15 protein-coding genes are annotated in these 17,832 nt (G+C 67.4%); 6 read left to right on the top strand and 9 right to left on the bottom strand.

What is annotated here, in order from left to right; all coding sequences use genetic code 11:
• Positions 1–524, bottom strand: a 524-nt coding sequence (locus tag AC5JJ2_RS10440; protein WP_495857924.1) for a DUF8688 domain-containing protein, incomplete at its 3' end; no start/stop codon positions are given.
• A 6-nt stretch (positions 525–530) separates the two neighbouring features.
• Entirely contained in the window at positions 531–1,709 is a 1,179-nt protein-coding gene (locus AC5JJ2_RS10445; protein WP_495857925.1) for an N-acetylglucosamine-6-phosphate deacetylase, read from the bottom strand.
• 168 nt (positions 1,710–1,877) lie between these two features.
• Here AC5JJ2_RS10445 and AC5JJ2_RS10450 point away from each other — a divergent pair, with 168 nt between their 5' ends.
• Positions 1,878–2,681: an SDR family NAD(P)-dependent oxidoreductase gene (locus AC5JJ2_RS10450; protein WP_495857926.1), complete on the top strand. Its 804-nt coding sequence runs from the start codon at positions 1,878–1,880 to the stop codon at positions 2,679–2,681.
• Here AC5JJ2_RS10450 and AC5JJ2_RS10455 read toward each other — a convergent pair.
• The 6 genes from AC5JJ2_RS10455 to AC5JJ2_RS10480 form a co-directional block, all read right to left on the bottom strand.
• Positions 2,671–3,726, bottom strand: coding sequence for an HlyD family secretion protein (locus AC5JJ2_RS10455; RefSeq protein ID WP_495857927.1), 1,056 nt, complete (start codon positions 3,724–3,726; stop codon positions 2,671–2,673). The genes AC5JJ2_RS10450 and AC5JJ2_RS10455 overlap by 11 nt on opposite strands.
• A gap of 11 nt (positions 3,727–3,737) precedes the next feature.
• Positions 3,738–4,874, bottom strand: coding sequence for an ABC transporter permease (locus tag AC5JJ2_RS10460; RefSeq protein WP_495857928.1), 1,137 nt, complete (start codon positions 4,872–4,874; stop codon positions 3,738–3,740).
• A 214-nt stretch (positions 4,875–5,088) separates the two neighbouring features.
• The gene (locus tag AC5JJ2_RS10465; RefSeq protein ID WP_495857929.1) at positions 5,089–6,054 is read right to left on the bottom strand and encodes a PhoH family protein; all 966 of its coding nucleotides are present in this window, start codon (positions 6,052–6,054) and stop codon (positions 5,089–5,091) included.
• Positions 6,055–6,211: 157 nt separating this feature from the next.
• Positions 6,212–7,066 carry a phosphatidate cytidylyltransferase gene (locus tag AC5JJ2_RS10470; RefSeq protein WP_495857930.1) on the bottom strand — a complete coding sequence of 285 codons (855 nt, stop codon included), beginning with the start codon at positions 7,064–7,066 and terminating at the stop codon, positions 6,212–6,214.
• A 4-nt stretch (positions 7,067–7,070) separates the two neighbouring features.
• Complete coding sequence (uppS, locus tag AC5JJ2_RS10475) at positions 7,071–7,847, bottom strand: undecaprenyl pyrophosphate synthase (RefSeq protein ID WP_495857931.1); 777 nt, start codon at positions 7,845–7,847, stop codon at positions 7,071–7,073.
• A gap of 144 nt (positions 7,848–7,991) precedes the next feature.
• A complete protein-coding gene (locus AC5JJ2_RS10480) occupies positions 7,992–9,290 on the bottom strand; it encodes an adenylosuccinate synthase (RefSeq protein ID WP_495857932.1) in 1,299 nt (432 codons plus the stop codon).
• Between the two features lie 237 nt (positions 9,291–9,527).
• On the opposite strand from AC5JJ2_RS10480, the gene AC5JJ2_RS10485 reads away from it, so the two are divergent.
• Positions 9,528–11,495: a prolyl oligopeptidase family serine peptidase gene (locus AC5JJ2_RS10485; protein ID WP_495857933.1), complete on the top strand. Its 1,968-nt coding sequence runs from the start codon at positions 9,528–9,530 to the stop codon at positions 11,493–11,495.
• Between the two features lie 285 nt (positions 11,496–11,780).
• Positions 11,781–13,541, top strand: a complete 1,761-nt coding sequence (locus AC5JJ2_RS10490; RefSeq protein WP_495857934.1) for an alkaline phosphatase family protein — start codon at positions 11,781–11,783, stop codon at positions 13,539–13,541.
• A gap of 1 nt (position 13,542) precedes the next feature.
• Here the strand turns inward: AC5JJ2_RS10490 and dacB are convergent, their stop codons facing one another.
• Positions 13,543–15,093, bottom strand: coding sequence for a D-alanyl-D-alanine carboxypeptidase/D-alanyl-D-alanine endopeptidase (gene dacB / locus AC5JJ2_RS10495; RefSeq protein WP_495857935.1), 1,551 nt, complete (start codon positions 15,091–15,093; stop codon positions 13,543–13,545).
• A gap of 128 nt (positions 15,094–15,221) precedes the next feature.
• On the opposite strand from dacB, the gene AC5JJ2_RS10500 reads away from it, so the two are divergent.
• From AC5JJ2_RS10500 to AC5JJ2_RS10510, 3 genes are all read left to right on the top strand, one after another.
• The gene (locus AC5JJ2_RS10500) at positions 15,222–16,355 is read left to right on the top strand and encodes a CotH kinase family protein (protein ID WP_495857936.1); all 1,134 of its coding nucleotides are present in this window, start codon (positions 15,222–15,224) and stop codon (positions 16,353–16,355) included.
• A gap of 179 nt (positions 16,356–16,534) precedes the next feature.
• The gene (locus tag AC5JJ2_RS10505; RefSeq protein WP_495857937.1) at positions 16,535–16,876 is read left to right on the top strand and encodes a hypothetical protein; all 342 of its coding nucleotides are present in this window, start codon (positions 16,535–16,537) and stop codon (positions 16,874–16,876) included.
• A 77-nt stretch (positions 16,877–16,953) separates the two neighbouring features.
• Entirely contained in the window at positions 16,954–17,763 is an 810-nt protein-coding gene (locus AC5JJ2_RS10510; RefSeq protein WP_495857938.1) for a hypothetical protein, read from the top strand.
• The last annotated feature ends 69 nt before the right edge of the window (positions 17,764–17,832 follow it).

The raw sequence follows: 17,832 nt of genomic DNA on the forward strand, positions 1-17,832 counted from the left end.
CCCCCCCCCCCCCCCCCCCCCCCCACCTCCCTTCCGCGGACGCGATCCTCACCGGCCGGGGACGCGCTCACCCCCCTCCCTAGCCCTCCCCCCCAAGGGGAGAGGGAACAAGAAAGATTGGCCTCGGCCACCCTCGCCCGCAGTGGGTCGTGCTCGATGGCGACGACGGTTCGCCCGTCGGCCGCGAGCGCCGTCGCGTCCGCACCGATGCCGCAACAGAAGTCGCCGACCGTAACGAATTCACGGAACCGCTTCGACCGATACGACGCGACCGGCCACGACGACGCCTGTTCCAGCGCCTCGCGGGTGAAGAACATTCGCCCCGCGTCCGGGAACTTCGCCGCCGCCTTCGCCCGCAGGATGATCGTCTCGACGGCCGCCTTCGCCAGCTCCGGCGGGAACCGCTTCCGCAACTTCTCGTAAGCCGCGAGGAACGTCTTGTCGGTCGGTTCCAGTTCCCGCGCGGCCGCGAGCGCCGATTCGCCGCGCGGGGTCAGAAGTTGCTCGAAGGTGGCGAGTTCCATGAGGAATCAGACGAGCCGCTCCCCGCCGACGTAGACCTGCTTCACTTCCAACTCCTGGTTCATCACGAGGAAGTCGGCCCGCTTGCCGTGCTCGACGCTGCCCAGCTCGCGGTCGAGGCCGATGATCCGGGCTGGGGTCAGGCTCGCCATGCGGACGGCCTCGTGCAGCGGTGCGATCCGGGCCATCGTGCGGACGCAGTGGTCCATCCCCATAACGCCGGACGCGAGGGCCGTGCCCTCCATCGTCACGCCCACGTCGCTCAGTCGGCGGACTTTCTCACCGCGGCCTTCGGGGCCGAACCAATACTCGCCGTCCGGCAGGTCCACGGCCCGCATCGCGTCGGTGACGAGGGCGAGGCGATCCGGCCCCTTCACCTTGTACGCGAGCCGCAACAGCGCGTCGTCGAGGTGCTTGCCGTCGGCAATCACTTCCGTCGTCAGCTCGTCGTAGTAGAGCGTGGCTTCGAGGACGCCGGCCCGCATGGGGAACGTCTGTTGCTGCCGCAGCCGGGCGCGGTCGGACATGGCGCAGAACAGGTGATCGACGTGCCGCGCGCCCCACGCCACGGCCGCGGACACCTGGTCCATCGTCGCGTAGCTGTGGCCGATGTTCACGCGGACTCGACACTCGATACAGGCGCGGGTCATCACCTCGGCGTTCGGCAGCTCCGGCGCGATCGTCACGGTCAGCGGGAACGAATCGTCGAACGCGGCGTACTGTTCCACCCGTCCGGCCTGCGGCGTCAGGAACGCGGCGTTCGGGTGGCAGCCCTTCGCGGTCGGCAGGAAGTACGGCCCGTACAGGTGGCCGCCGACCACCCGCGCCCCGCCCGTCGATTCGCGGTGAAAGAATTGGCACAGCGCGAGGAACTTCGCATAGTCGGCCTCGTCGCTCACCGTGCTCGTCGGGGTCAGCGCGGTCGTGCCGTGCCTCGCGTGCGTACGGCAGGTCGTGCGGAACGCCTCCGGCGTCAGGTCCATGAAGTCGGCCCCGCCGCCGCCGTGGACGTGCAGGTCCACGAAGCCGGGGCAGAGGTACGCGCCGGCGAGCGGCACGACGGCCTTCGCCGACACGTCCCGCGATTCCAGGCCGAGGATCCGCCCGTTCTCGACGACCACGGAAGCGACTTCTTCCACGCGGTCCGGGAAGACGACGTTCGCCCTCGAAAACACCAGGTCCGGCATGTCGGCGGTCCACCTGCTAAACACGGAACGACCGGCGCGACCCGCCGGGTTTCGCACGGCCCGGCGGTCGGAAACCGTAGTGCCGTCTTAGCCGTTCCCGTAAAAAACACAACAGACCCCAGAGGCTCCCCGATGGCGCGACGCGACTTGGCCGGACTCCGTGTTCTCGTGACAGGCGCATCCCAGGGCATCGGCCGGGCGATCGCCGTCGCCGCGGCGAAGCGCGGGTGCAAGGTTGTCGCCTCGGCCCGCTCTGTCGAAATGCTCGCGGAGCTTGCGAAGGACGTTCGCGACGCCGGCGGGGCGCTCGAAACGGCGGCCGGCGACATCACGAAGCCGGCCGACCGACAGGCGATGGTGGCCGCGGCCCAGCAACATTTCGGCGGGCTGGACGTGCTCATCAACAACGCCGGGATCGGCGCGACCGGGCACTTCATGGACTCGGACCCGCAGGTCCTCCGCGACATCTTCGAGACGAACTACTTCGCCCTGTGCGAACTCACGCGGCTGTGCATCCCCCTGCTCAAGCAAGGGAAGACGCCGGCCATCGTGAACATCTCGTCCGTCGTCGCGCGGCGGGCGTACCCGGCCCGCTCGCTCTATTCCAGCAGCAAGTTCGCGCTCGCCGGGTTCAGCGAGGCGCTGCGCGCCGAACTCGCGAAGGACGGCATCGACGTGGTGGTCGTGAACCCCGGCCTGACGCAGACGAACTTCTCGAAGAACATGCTCGAAGCTAAGGCGAAAGTGTCGCTCGATCACAAGCGGGGCATGACCTCGGAGGAAGTGGCCGACGCCACGCTCGACGCGCTGCGGAAGGGCAAGAGTGAGGTGACGCTGACGTTCCAGGGGAAGATGCTCGTCTTCATGACGCGGTTCTTCCCGTGGGTGTTCGACATCTTCGCGAAGAAGAAGGTCCGCGAGCTGTTCAAGGACGAGATCGCCGAACGGAAGAAACAAGCTGCTACTTCGTGATGCGGACGATCATCCGCTGGCCGATGCGGAGCGGCTCCTTCGACGGGTCGAGTTCGATAATCACTTCGGTCGTCCGCACGTCGTTCAGCTCGCCCGGTTCGAGCAGGATGGACCGCTTCTGCGCCACCCATCCGGCGATCGACCGGACCTTGCCGGTCCACGTCGGCGAGTCGGACCGGGCGTCGTCCTTGATGGCCGCTTTCATTCCTTCTTTCACACGGCCTAACCCGGACTGTTCGACCTCGGCGCGGACGATCATCTGACTGCTCGGCGCGAACAGGATCATCGGGATCGGCGAAGTCGGGGCGATTGTCGCGCCGACCGCGACTTGCAACCGGAGAATCGTCCCGTCCGACGGGGCCTTGAGGAGGCACTCCGCCACGGCCTTCTCGGCGCGCTCGACGGCGGCGTCGGCGGTTTCCTTCTTCGCGGTCAACGCCTTCAGTTCTAGGTTCGGGTCGATCTTCTTGAGCTGTTCGAGCTGTAGCTTCTCCGCGTCGGCGAGAATCTTCCCGCTCTTGAGCTTCGCCGCGAACGTGTCCACGTCGGCCTTCGTCACGTTGCCAGTGAGCTTCGACTTCTCCGTCAGTTGCTCCAGCTGCTTCTCCGCGGACGCGACCTCGGCGAGCGCGGCCTCGACCTTCTTTTCCTGAAGCGTGATCTTGTCCGGGTGCTGCTTCACGCGGAACGTCGCGGCCTCGATCTCGGCGTCCACCGCCTTGACCGCGGCCTTCGCCTCGCGGACCGCGCCGAGGTACACGGCGTCGTCGATTTTCAGGATCGGGTCGCCTTTCTTGACGACGGCCGTTTCCTTCACGAACAGCGCGACCACGCGGCCCGGCTGGGACGGGCTGAGCGAGATCGTCGTGCCGTCGATGTCCACGCGGCCGGTGCAGACGACATCCAGTTCGGCGAGCGACGGCCCGGTGTCCGTGGGCTGCGGCGTGGGCCGGGTGTAGTACCACGCCGGGAAGCCGATCGACGCGATAAGGAGGATGACGCCGAGCCAGACGAACAGGCCGGGGAAGCGGGATTCGGTCGCCATGAGTGGTTCCCTCAGCGGATGTTGTGGGCCGGGTCCACGCCCTGGAACGACCGCAGCGCGGCGAGGCCGGACGCGAGCGCCATCGCCATCGTGATGAGGATCGCGACGCCGATCACGACCGGGTGCATCAGCACCTGCGTGCCCATGTAGTTCGCCCCCTCGACGAGCAAAACCGTGATGGGGGCGGCCACGAGGATGCCGAAGAGGCCGACCCAGAACGATTGCTCCATGACGGACAGTTGCAACCGCCAGCGGGGGATGCCCATCGCGCGGAGCGTGGAATATTCGCGGAGGGACGCGGCGGTCGCGGCGTAGAGCGTTTGGCTCGTCACGACCGCGCCGACGAGGAGGCCGAGGAGGGCCGTGAACCCGACGGCGATACCGGCCTTCGTCGTCGTCAGCCAGTGCATCCGCGACCGCCACGAGAAGTCTTCCGCGGTGAACCCGGTGATCTGCGAGTACCCTTCGAGCCGCCTCACGACCCGTTGCGAGTCTTCGAGCGACTTGCACTTCGCGACCACGTAGGTTGCCTCGCCGGGGAAGTATTTCAGCAGCACGCGGGCGTTCGGGTTCGAGCAGAACACGTAGGGTCCGCCGAGGCTCTTGTACCCGCTGACGAGGCCAACGACCTTCACGCGCACGCCGAGGATGTCCGCGTCGTCGCCGACGCCCTTGATGTTGAGCCGGCCGAGTTCCGACTCATCCACGGCGACCGTGAAGGGCTCGTGCAGCTTCGCGAGCAGGCCGGGGACTTCCCGTAACCCCTCGACGGCCGCGAGCGAGTCGGGTTCGAGGGACGAGCCGACGATGGTGCAAACCTCCGGGGTGGCCGGGTTCTGCGCCGTCGCCACGCGGGTCCAGAGGGAGAAGCCGATCATCGCGAGTTCGGCCCGCTCGACCTCCGGCTGTTCGAGGACGCGGGTGATCCACCGCTCCGGGATCGGCCGGCCGAGGTCCACGCTGCGGACGTTCGGATAGCCGACCCAGACGGTGGCGTTCGACTTGTCGATGGGCAGCGACATCATGGCGAGCAGGCCGATGACGAGGCCGCCCTGCACGGCGATGAGGACGGCCGAGAACGCGACCGCGAGGACGGCCGGGAGGAACCGGTTCCGCTCGTGCCAGATGGTGGTGAGGGAGTAGCTCATGCGACCCGTACAGCATCGCAGAATTACGGGGAAGGGCAATGCCACAGCCTCCGTCGTGGGCGGCGGCCGTGTGGGGGTTATGGCGAATGCGCGGGGTGTGCTAGTAGCAACCCTGGGACCGCGGGCGTCCCGCCCGCCACGGCCCCAGCCCGTCAAAACTGATCCCGGAGGCCGAGAAGGTGGGCGGGCGGGACGCCCGCGGTCCCAGGGCGAGTTACCGCGCCGGCGGCTTACGCGGCCGCGGCGATTCGTCGTCGTAAGCGGCGACGATCTTCGCGACGATCGGGTTCCGCACGATGTCGCCCTCGTCGAGATGCACGACCGACACCCCCTCCACGTCGCGGAGCCGGTGGACCGCGTCGGCGAGGCCGCTCTTGATCGTCCGCGGCAAGTCCACCTGCGTCATGTCGCCGGTGACGACGACCTTCGAGTTGTGCCCCATCCGCGTCAGGAACATCTTCATCTGCGCCGTCGTCGCGTTCTGGCCCTCGTCCAGGATGATGCACGCCCCGTTAATCGTCCGGCCCCGCATGTACGCCAGCGGGACGATCTCGATGATGTCGTTGTCCATGTACCGCCGCACCGCGTCCGGCTCCATGATGTCGTTCAAGGAGTCGAACAGCGGCCGCAGGTACGGGTTGATCTTCTGCACCAGGTCGCCGGGCAGGAAGCCGAGCCGCTCGCCGGCCTCCACGGCCGGGCGGACGAGGACGATCTTCTTCACCGCCCCGGACCGCAACAGGCTGACCGCCCAGCCGACGGCGAGGTACGTCTTCCCCGTCCCGGCCGGGCCGACGCACAGGACCACGTCGTGCGACTTCATCGCCTGTACGTACCGGCCCTGGCCGTCGGTGCGGGGCCGCATGTACTTGCCGGTGTCCGTGACGGCGAGGCTCGTCGTGCCGCCGCGGACGTCGTTGCCGCGGATGACTTCGAGGATCGTCCGCACGTCCTCGGCCGTCAGCTTGCCGGACTTGCGGAGGACGAGCCGCAGCTGCTGGAACGCGCGCTCGGCCTGTTCCGTGCCTTCGGCGCTGCCGTCGATCTGGATCACGTCCCCGCGGGCGACGATGCGGACGCCGAGCGCGTCCCGGATCATCCGCAGGAACTGGTCCCGCGTGCCGAACAGGATGACCGCCTCTTCGCGGCTGTCGAGAGTCAGGGAACGGCTCGCAGGCATCGGATCCGCCATGTTGTGTCTTCTGTTCGTGGTAGACAGACGGCCGGGGAAAAGGTTCTCGCCGAATTTGGCGAACGGCACGGCGTCAGCGTGCCGGTGGTATCTCGGTCTTCACCGGCACGCTGACGCCGTGCCGTTCGCCTGGTCGGTGGCGGCCCTAGAGTTTCAGCAAGAAGTACGCCACGGGCGCGGCGAACAGGATGGAGTCTATCACGTCCAGCACGCCGCCAAAGCCCGGAATACTCTGCGACGCATCCTTGATCTGGCAGTCCCGCTTGAACATCGACTCCGCCAGGTCGCCGAACACGCCGGCCAGCCCGACGAGCAGCCCGAACGCGACGGCCCGCTTCACGTCGTCCTGGAACAGTGCGGGCACGAGGTAGCGGAACGCAACGGCCGTGCCGACGGCCGCGGCCATGCCGCCGAGGAAGCCCTCCCACGTCTTCTTCGGCGAGAGCGTCGGCGTGAACTTGTGGCGGCCGAACGCCATGCCGGTCAGCAGCGCGAAGATGTCCCCAACTTTCGGAACGAAGATCGTCGCGGCGATGGCGGGGCCGGCCAGCTCCTTCGGCAGCCACCGCATCTGCACGATGAAGCTCGGAAACAGCCCTACGTACACGAACAGCAGCACGGCGAACGCGACCCGCTTCGACGAGTTGCCGTCGTTGGAATAGTTCAGGATTTCGTACAGGAACGCGACCACGACTGCGACGACGAACGTGCCGAAGACCGGATGCCATGCCGTCGCGAAAGTCGGGTCGAGCGGATCGTTGACGATCACGAACACCCAGTTCGACGCCAGGATCAGTGGCACGAACCAGCCGACGACTTCCGCGGGCGGGCGGTCCTTCGCCGGGAGCATCCGCCAGAGTTCCCGCGTGCCGGACCAGCCGAGGAACAGCACGGCCGCGAGCAGGAACGGGGCGTGCGGTAGGAAGTAGGCGTCGCCGAAGAGGATGCCGGCGGCCCCGGCCGTGAGCAGCGTGCCGACCACGATTCGCGTGCGGAGCATCGGGTCAGACGGCTCCCTTCACGGCGTCCAGCCCGCCGAACCGCCGCTCGCGGTTCGCGAAGTCCCGCAGCGCCGCGTGCAGCGTTCCCGCGTCGAAGTCCGGCCAGCACTTCGGCGTCACCCACAGCTCCGCGTAGGAGATTTGCCACAGCAGGTAGTTGCTGATCCGCATCTCCCCGGCGGTCCGAATCAGCAGGTCCGGGTCCGGCATCCCGGCCGTGTAGAGCGAGTCGGAAATCGTCGCCTCGTCGATGGCGTCCGGCGGCAGGTCGCCGCGCTTCACGCGGCCGGCGATGGCCCGCACCGCGTCCACGAGTTCCGTCCGGCCGCCGTAGTTAATGGCGAGGCAGAGCGTCAGCCCGGTGTTGCGGCGGCTGAGCGCGATGTTCGTGTCCATCTCGGCCTGCACGTCGTCGCTGATCCCGTCGCGGCGGCCGATGATCGTGAACCGGATGTTCTCGCGGACGATCCGCTCCCGCTCGCTGAGGAGGTACTCCTTCAGGAGCGCCATGAGCATCGCGACCTCGGCGGGCGGCCGCTTCCAGTTCTCGACGCTGAAGCAGTAGAGCGTGAGCTGGCCGAGGCCGAGGTGGCAGGCTTCGTCCACGATGTCGCGGACGACCTGGGTTCCGCGGACGTGCCCGGCGAACCGCGGCTCGCCGCGCTCGACGGCCCACCGGCCGTTGCCGTCCATGATGATGGCGATGTGCCGCGGCAGCCGCTCCGGGTCGAGGCCGACGGAGCGGGTGTAGGCGGCGGCTTCGGCGGGGGTGAACGGCATGGGGGAAGTTTACGGAAAGTAGTAGGCACACTCCGTGTGCCGTTTGCTTCCCGCCAGCGAAGGCTGTCTTCAATGGGGAAGCGCCTGCTTTCGGCTCCAGGTCTTCGACATAGGAAGCAGACGGCACACGGAGTGTGCCTACTACTATGTGACGATCGTCTGGTCGCGGTCGGGACCAACCGAAATGAACGACACCTTCTTCCCGACCAGCTCGCCGACGCGGTCCACGTACCGGCGGGCGGCGGCGGGCAGGTCGGACAGCTTCCTTGCCCGCGTGATGTCCTCCGTCCAGCCGGGGACCGTCTCCAGCACCGGCTTGCACTTCTCCAACTGGAACGAGTCGCTCGGGAAGTGGTCGATCCGGCGGCCGTCGATCTCGTAGGCGTCGCAAATCTTCAGTTCCTTCAGCCCGCTCAGCACGTCGAGCAGCATGATCGTGATCTCGTCCACGCCGGCCAAGGCGGCGGTGTACCGCACGGCCACGGTGTCCAGCCAGCCGACGCGGCGGGGGCGGCCGGTGACGGTCCCGAACTCGCGGCCGACGGTGCGGATGCGGCTGCCGATGCCGTCCGGCCCGTCGTCCAGCTCCGTCGGGAACGGCCCGCGGCCGACGCGGGTGGTGTACGCCTTCACGATGCCGATGATCCGGCCGACGTTCCGCGACGGCACGCCGCTGCCCGGCCAGATGCCGGACGGTAGGCTGCTCGAACTCGTCACGTAGGGGAACGTCCCGTGGTCCACGTCCAGGAGGCTGCCCTGCGCCGCCTCGAAGAGGATGTTCTTCCCTGCGGCGAGGGCGTCGTGCAGGAGCCGCGACGTGTCGCAGACGTGCGGCCGCAGCCGCTCGGCGTAGCCGAGGTATTCGTCGGTCAGCTTCGGCGCGTCGAAAAGCTTCGCCCCGTCCGGGTGGCCGTTCGCGAACGCCTTGAGGATGCGGTTCTTGAACGGGACGATGTAATTCAGCCGTTCCTGTAGGTAGTTCGGGTGGAGCAGGTCGCCGACGCGGATGCCAAACCTTCGGCCGACCTTGTCCTGGTAGCACGGGCCGATGCCGCGGCCGGTCGTGCCGATCTTGTTCTCCCCCTCCGCCTCGGCGAGCCGTTCCTCCTCCATGTGGTACGGGAAGATGACGTGGGCGTGGTCGCTGACGACGAGGTTGTCGCCGACGGCGACGCCGCCGGCGCGGAGCTTCTCGACCTCCTCGATGAACCGCGGCGGGTAGACGACGACGCCGTTGCCGATGACCGACTTGACGTGCGGCTTGAGGACGCCGGTGGGGAGCAGCGACAGGGCGAACTTGCGGTCGCCCCAGACGACGGTGTGCCCGGCGTTCGCGCCGCCGTTGTACCGGACGACGAAGTCGTGCTTGTCGCTCAGGATGTCAACGATCTTACCCTTCGCCTCGTCGCCCCATTGCAGGCCGACGACACACGTAGCAGGCATCGGAAAGGTCCACAGGTGTTGCTCACGGTTGGGCCGAGGGGCGGCGAAGCCCCCGGAACACGGTAGGCGGTGAACAACAGTAAGGCAAGGGAAACGGACTGTTTAGCGACGCGGGACCACTTTATATAGCCGCCGGCTTGCCGGCGGGGTTTGCGGGTTTCAAAAACCCCGCCGGCAAGCCGGCGGCTATATAGAAGCGCCTTCTATAACAACTCGCATCCCACCCCGGAGTTCGTCATGTCACGTCGCGCGCTCGCACTCCTCGTTCCGCTTCTGGTGCTCGGCAACGTTCGTGCCGACGGGCCGAAGGACAACATCCCCGACAACGTCCGACCGATCCCGCCGAAGGGGTCCGACATTTCGCCGGAAGACAAGGCCGAACTCCGGGCCGGGCTAGACGCGCTCGGCAAGGAACTGGCGGCCCTCAAGACCCACGAGCTGCTGCCGGACGTGGAGATTTACCACACGGCCGTCCGGTATGGACTCGACTTCGACGAACTGTACGTCGTGACCGACCCGAAGACGAAGAAGGTCACGCGGGACGACGTGAAGACGGCCAGGGCACACCTCAAGACCGGGATGCAGCGCGCGAAGGAGCTGAAGGACGGCAAGCCGAGCTGGACCACCGCGACCGGCACGGTCGTCCGCGGCTACCGGTCGAAGATCGACGGCAGCGCCCAGCCGTTCGGCCTGGTCATCCCGAAGGAGTACGACTTCGCCGGGCAGAACAAGCACCGGCTCGATTTCTGGTGGCACGGCCGGTTCGAGAACGTCCTCGAGTTGTCGTTCATCGCCGACCGCGAGAAGAACCCCGGCCAGTTCACGCCGCCCGGCGCGATCGTCGCCCACCCGTTCGGCCGGTTCAGCAACGCGAACAAGTTCGCCGGCGAAATTGACTCGCTCGAAATCCTCGACTTCCTCAAAAAGCACTACCGGATCGACGAGTCGCGGATCGTCGCCCGCGGGTTCAGCATGGGCGGGGCGGCGTGCTGGCAGTACGCAGTCCACTACCCGACGCTGTTCTGCGCTGCCGCGCCGGGGGCCGGGTTCGCCGAGACGCGGGAGTTCCTCAACGACTTCCAGAACGAGGTCGTGAAGCCCACGTGGTACGAGAAGAAGCTGTGGCGGATGTACGACGCGACGGAGTATGCCCAGAACGTCTTCAACATCCCGACCGTCGCGTACAGCGGCGAGATCGACAAGCAGAAGCAGGCCGCCGACTTGATGGCCCGCGAGATGAAGAAGGTCGGCCTGGAACTGACGCACGTCATCGGGCCGAAAACCGGGCACAGCTACGAGAAGGCCGCGAAGGAGCAGGTCAACGTCCGGATCGACGAGCCGGTCGGCCGGGGCAAGGTCGCGGACGCCGACCGGACGGAGTTGAAGTTCGTGACCTACACGCTGCGGTACAACCGTTGCGGGTGGGTGACGGTCACGGGGTTGGAGCGCCACTGGGAGAAGGCGAGCGTAGACGGCTTCCAGGGTCCGGGGATGACCACCGTGACCACGAAGGGCGTGACCGGTTTGACGCTGAGTATACCGCAACCCATGATCGGCGGGCCGAACAAGGTCACGATCGACGGTACGGAACTGACGATGCCCACCCCGGCCCACTACCGCAAGGTAGACGGCAAGTGGACTCTCCAGGAAAAGCCCACGTCTGAACTCCGTAAAGTTCCTGGGCTGCAAGGCCCCATCGACGACGCGTTCATGGACTCGTTCGTCATGGTGAAGCCGACCGGCACGCCGATGAGCGACGCGATTGGCAAGTGGGCGGACGCGGAGATGAAGCACGCCGTCGCGCACTGGCGGCAACAGTTCCGCGGCGACGCCCGCGTGAAGGCGGACACGGATGTTACCGAGGACGACATCCGGAATCACAACCTCGTCCTCTGGGGCGACCCGAAGAGCAACAAGCTGCTCGCGAAGATCATCGACAAGCTGCCGATCAAGGAGTTCGGCGACACGACGGTGCAGCTGCTCATCTACCCGAACCCGCTCAACCCGAAGAAGTACGTGGTGCTGAACAGCGGGTTTACGTACCGCGAGTACGCCTACCTGAACAACGCCCGGCAGGTCCCGATGCTGCCGGACTACGCGGTCATCGACGTGACGACGCCGCCGAACTCGCGGTTCCCCGGCAAGGTCGTGCGGGCCGGGTTCTTCGGCGAGAAGTGGGAGCTGCTGCCGAACGACGGGCAGTGATCTGTCGCAACGGCGAGCGTCGCGGCGTGCGTGCGACGTGTCTCCGAATCCGGCGGCCGGAGGCCACTGTTTGTAGAACCCTGAGCGGAAGCGACGGGGTGTGAGACCTGCTCCCACACCCCGTCGCTTCCGCTCAGGGTTCTACCTGCATGGTATTCTGCCACTGCCCGGCACGAGACACGTCGGGCTTACGCCCCGACGCTCGCCGTTGGTGTGGCATATAGTTCCCCGTGCGAGGGAGGTGGTCGGCCTCGGCTCGGCCGACCTACTTGTCGAGGATTTGTCATGTCGGTCGCCCGGTCGTTGCGGTTCGTCGTTTTGCTCTCCCCGGCGTTGTGCCTCATCGGCGGGGTCGCGTGGTTCATCCTCAAGCCGACGCCCTCGCCGTCGCCGGCCGGCACGGCCGACGAGCCGCGAACCGACGGCGGGAAGCTCGTCGTCCTCGTCGTCTTCGACCAGATGCGCGGCGACTACCTCGACCGGTGGAAGCAACACTTCGGTGGCGACGGCTTCGAGAAGCTGAAACGCGACGGCGTCTGGTACTCGAACGCCCACCTCCCCTACGCCGCGTCGTCCACCGGGCCGGGGCACGCCTCGCTTGCCACCGGCGCGCCGCCGGCCGTCCACGGCATCATCGAGAACCGCTGGTTCGACCGCGCCCGCGGGAAGGTGGTGTACTCCGCCACCACCGAGGAGGGGTACGACCGCGTCCCTTCCTCGACCGCGGCGGCGCGGGAGCGGTGGCCGGCCCTCGCCCCGGTGCGGGTGCTCGCCCCGACGGTCGGCGATGCCCTGAAGGAGCAGTCGAAGGGTGGCCGCGTGTTCAGCCTATCGCTGAAGGACCGGGCGGCCGTGCTGATGGGCGGGAAGGAACCGAACGGCGTCTACTGCTTCGACTCGGCCGTCGGCGAGTTCCACACGTCCAGCTACTACCGGGCGTCCGTGCCGGCGTGGGTGGACGCGTTCGACCGCAACCGGATCGCCCACCGGTGGAGCGGGAAGCCGTGGGACCGGCTGAAGCCGCCGGCCATCTACAACACCCTCGGCCGCGACGACGTGGCCGAGGAAAGCACGTTCAACCACCCCAGCCGCGTCTTCCCGCACGCGATCCCGGACGTGAACGCCCGCGCGTCATCCTACTTCAACGCCCTGGAGTATTCTCCCTACGGCGGCGAGTTGCTCTGGGAGTTCGCGAAGGCCGCCATCGAGGGGGAGAAGCTCGGCCGCAACGGGACGACCGACCTGCTGTGCGTGAGCTTCAGCTCGAACGACCACATCGGCCACGCCTTCGGCCCCGACTCGCACGAAGTCCTGGACGTGACGCTGCGGTCCGACAAACTCCTCGGCGAGATGCTCGCCCACCTGGACGAGGCGGTCGGCAAGGACCGGTACGCCGTCGTCGTGACATCGGACCACGGGATTTGCCCGCTCACGGAGGTGGCGCGGATGGACCACCCGGAGGCGCGGCGGGTCGATCTGAACAAGGACGTTCTCAACGGCCTCGACGAGCACCTGGACAAGGTCTTCGGCCAGCGGGACGGCGTGCCCGGTCAGTGGGTCGAGAACGGAGCGAAGGCGAAGGACTGTCACCCGTGGGTGTACCTCAACCGCCGGGCGATCGAGGCGATGGAGAAAACTTACGACGAAGTCGAGGCGGCCGCGGCGAACTGGCTCCGCGAGCGGCCCGTGCCGGTGACGGTGTTCACGCGGACGCAGTTACTCGCGGGGCAGTTCAAACCCGAAGAACAGCCGTTCGCCGACATGACCCGCATCTCGTTCCACCCGGACCGGGCCGGGGACTTGTACCTGATTCTACCCCCGTACACGCTGCTCGGCGGGCCGCTGGGGCAGGGGACGGACCACGGCACGCCGCACGAGTACGACCGACACGTCCCGATCCTCGCCTCCGGGGCCGGCGTCCCGAAGCTCGGCGAGCGGAAGGAGCCGACGAGTTCGCTGGCCGTCGCCCCGCTGGTGGCGTACCTGCTCGGCGTCAAGCCGCCGGCGACGGCGAAGGAGAACATCCCCGTCGGCATCGCGAAGTGACTCACGGCCCGTGTTCGTGGATGACCTCACACAGCTTGCCGAGCATCTTCCCCTCGCGGGTCGCGGTCACGCCCTTCGGCAGCGGGACGTTGTTCACGAACAGTGCGACCGTCAACTCCGTTCCCTTCGCCGTCGTCATCACTCCGGCCAGCGCCTTGCTCCGCAGCAGGCTGCGGCCGTTCAGGTTGTCGTCGTACACCAGCGTGCCGGTCTTCGCGAACACCTTGCCGCGGGCCGGGCTTTCCTTCGGCACGACCTCCGCCAGCGTGCCGTCCACGCCGAGGACCGGCAGCCCGTCCTTGTAGGCGTCCCACTCCGGCCGCTTCCGCATCGCGTCGAGCAGCGCGACCGTCGCCCGCGGCGTCACGCAGTCGGCCCAGTGCCCGCCCGCCCCGCCGCCGAACGAGATCGTCGGAACCTCGACGCCGAGTCCCTTCAGAATCTTCCCCTGTTCGAGCAGCCCGGCCGCGGCCGTCTTCTTGTCGTGCTTCGCGGCCACCAGGCACGGCAGCGTCCCGGCGTACAGGTTGTGGCTCACCTTCAGCGTCACCTTGATCGTGTCGCGGAACTTCGCCGACCGGATCGCGGCCACCTGCGTCAGGTCGCGGCAGCCGGCCTGTTCCGGCAGGTCCACGCGGGTCGGCCGCAGCACGTTCGCGTTGACCCGGACGCCCGCCCGTCGCAGCGCCTCGACGAACAGCCCGCGGGCGAACCCGGCCGGGTCGGAGACGGGATAAATCCGCAACCGCGGCTTGCTGTCCACGGCGATGCTGCCACGGACGCGGAAGTGGTGCGCGTCGATGGTTTCGATCACCAGCCGCGGGGCCGACCCCTTCGACCCGGTCACGACTTCGATGTCCGCGCGGAGGAAATCCGTCTCCGGAATCAGCTTCACCTTCGCCGGGTCGCCGGCCGCCTTGCCCGGCGTCACCAGCACGTCGACGAGGTTGTCGTTGACGACGACCGGCGAGATCGCGTCCGGCCCGCTGCCGGACCCGGCGGCCCGCTCGAACAGGCGGTCGTCGATCAGCACCTCGCCGGTCACTTCCTGGATCCCCTTCGCCTTGACCTGCTTCGCCAAATCCTCCAGCCCGGCGAGCGGGTTCGTGTCCGTCAGGTGTGCCTCGCCGCTGAAGTTCGAGTAGATGTGGTCCGAGTCGCGGAACACGACCTCGCCCTTGTCGTTCGTCCGCCCGCCGAGCATCACGTCCCCGGCCGCGAGCAGGATCAGGTCGCCCTTCAGGATGCCGTCCGTCACGGTCCCCCGCTGGAAGACGCCCGTTTCGACCGTCGCGTCCGGGCCGATGGCGACGAGTGCGGCCGCGCACGAGAACAGCTTCGTCACCGACGCCGGCGTCATCAGCGAATCCGCGTTGCGGGCGTAGACCGGCTGGCCGGTCTTCGCGTCGGAGACGAGGACGCCCCACGTCGCCTGCTTGTAGTCGGGGCCGTCCATCAAGGCTTCGAGCTTCTTCGCGAGGGAAGGGTCTTGTGCGGACGCGGCCGACACCGCGAACAGGACGGAAACGACCGCGAGCGGGAACCGGGGCATGGGGGACTCTCGTGTGAAGGCGGGGCGAAGGCGATGGTAAAGGACGGATTGCCCGTTGACAACCGGCCGCCGGGTCCGGACGCTGGAAAGATCGGGATTCGTGCCGTCGGGGTCTCAGGAGTCGCGCGATGCCTCTTCCGCGTTGGTGGTCCGGGTTGCTCGTTCTCGCGGCGTGTCCGTTCGCCGCCGGCCAGGAGAAGGACAAGGCCGCCGACCTGTTCAAGCCGACGGGCAAGGTCCCGGTCGTGAAGGTCACGCTCGACAAGGACAACCTGAAGCTGCTGAACCAGGACCCGCGGAAGTACGTGAAGGCGACCGTCCGGATCGACGACAAGACACTCGCCGACGTGGGGCTGCACCTCAAAGGCGCGGCCGGGTCGTGGCGGGACTGGAACGACAAGCCGGGCCTCACGCTCAACTTCGACAAGTTCACGAGCAAGCAGGACTACAAGGGCCTCGACAAGGTCCACCTGAACAACGGCGTCCAGGACGGCAGCTTCCTCCAGGAGCTGCTCGCGAACGAACTCGCGCTCGCGATGGGCGTCCCGGCCTGCCGGTGTACGCACGTCGTCGTCGAACTTAACGGCCGCAAGGTCGGGCTGTACGTGCTGAAGGAGGGGTTCGACACGACCTGGTTGAAGCGGCACTTCAAGACGGCCGACGGCAACCTGTACGACGGCGGGTTCCTCACGGACATCAACGGCCAACTGAAACTCGACCACGGCATGGACATCGGCCGCCGGGACCTGAAGGCGCTCGTCAAGGCGTCCACCGACGGCGACGCGAACAAGCGGTACGAGGCCGTCGGCAAGTTGCTCGACGTCGACAAGTTCTGCGCCAGCGCCGCGCTCCAGATCGTGACGGCCGACTGGGACGGGTACATCCGCAAGCCGAACAACTACCGCGTCTTCTTCCCCTACGACGGCAAGGCGGTCATCGTCCCGCACGGCATGGACCAGATGTGGCAGAACCCCGGCGAGGGCCTCTGGCACGGCTGGGGCGGCATGGTCGCCCGCGCCGTCCTCGACCACCCGGACGGGAAGAAGAAGACGATCGAGAAGCTGAAGGAGATGACCGAGAAGCACTTCACGACGGAGAAGCTGAACGCCCGGATCGACGAGCTGGCCCCGCGGGTCAAGGAGGCGATGACGCCGGTCAACAAGGGGTGGGCGGACAACTACGTCAACGAGGTGAACTGGCTGAAGGACCGGTTGAAGCAGCGGGTGGCGTTGTTGAAAAAGGACCTGCCGAAGTTAAAGTGACGGCTTTGTAGGGCGGGTCAAGGCTCTGCGCCGACCCGCCGGGGTGACCGAGACCGACGGCGGGTCGGCGCAGAGCCTTGACCCGCCCTACAAGATCGGCCGAAGCAGTGGGGTGCAGTACAGGTCTGGTGCGACCGATACTCCCATTCCCAAGACGCTGTCCGCTCGATGGGTGGCTCATGGCGAAAGACAAGATAAAGCGGCCTCTCCACGAAGACGAAGACGAGGACGACCGCGACGCCCGGATGGCGGCCCAGTACGCCGCCGCGCGGAAGGCCCGCCGCGAGCGGGAGCGGCAGCTCGTCGGCCGTAATTCCGGCGGCGGGTTGTCGCTCCTGGGCGTGACGCTGACGGGCGGGTTGCTGCTCGCGTTCGGCCTGCTGTTGCTCGCCGGTATCGGCGCGGCCCTGTTCTGGTACGTCGGCATCCGCAGCTCCCGGCTCGCCATCGCCAGTGGAATCTGTTTCGTGTTTGGCGGCATCCTCCTCATCAACGCCCTGTTCGGCGGCGGGGACGACTGAATTTTTCCGGCCCGGCATTCCCACGGAACATCCGTTCGGGTATAAGGCTGGAATCCCTCCAGTGTCGAGCACCCGCCATGGCCATCACCTTCACCTGCACCTGTGGGAAGACGCTCAAGGTTGGCGACGAGCACGCCGGGAAGCGGGTCAAGTGCCCGGCCTGTAACGGCGTCGCGAGCGTCCCGGCCGGCAACCTCGCCGCGACCGACCAAAGCCCCCGGCCCGTCGCCGCGGCCCGCCCGGCCGTGGCCGCCCCGCCGCCGAAGCCGGCCAGGCCCGCCAAGCCGGCCGACGATTACGACGAGGTGGATGACGACGAGGACGACGCGCCGCGGAAGAAGAAGTCTGCCCGCCACGAGGACGACGAGGACGACCGGCCGAGCAAGCGGAAGCCGGCCCGCCGCGACACCGACTACGACGACGAGGAGGAAGACGACCGGCCGAGCAAGGGGCGGTCGTCCCGCCGGGATGAGGACGACGAGGACGAAGACGACGCGCCGCGGTCGAAGGCAAGATCGAAGCGGGCCGCCCGCGACGACGAGGACGACGAGGACGACCGGCCGAGCAAGCGGCGGAACAAGAAGGACAAGGGGCGGTCGAAGAAGCGGAAGGGGAAAGGCGACGAGTCCACCGCCGGCAAGCGACTCTTGTACATCGGCGGCGGGGCACTCGCGATCCTCGTCGGCGCGGCGCTGGCATACTTCCTCTACGACGTGGGCGGCCGCGGGGCGTCGAAGCTGTTCATCCTCGGCATCGTCGTCGCCCTGGCCGGCATCGGCGCGATCTTCAACGGCATCACCGGCAACGTCGGCGACGACGAGGAAGAGAAGGACGAGGAGGAGGAGGAAGACGACGAGGACGAGGACGACGAGTGGGAAGACAAGTAGCCTGAGTTCCTACAATGTCACACGCAGGGGGCCGCCGTGCCCCCTGCTTCGTTTTTCGGAGCCTCACCC

The sequence above is a fragment of the Limnoglobus sp. genome (assembly GCF_059499385.1).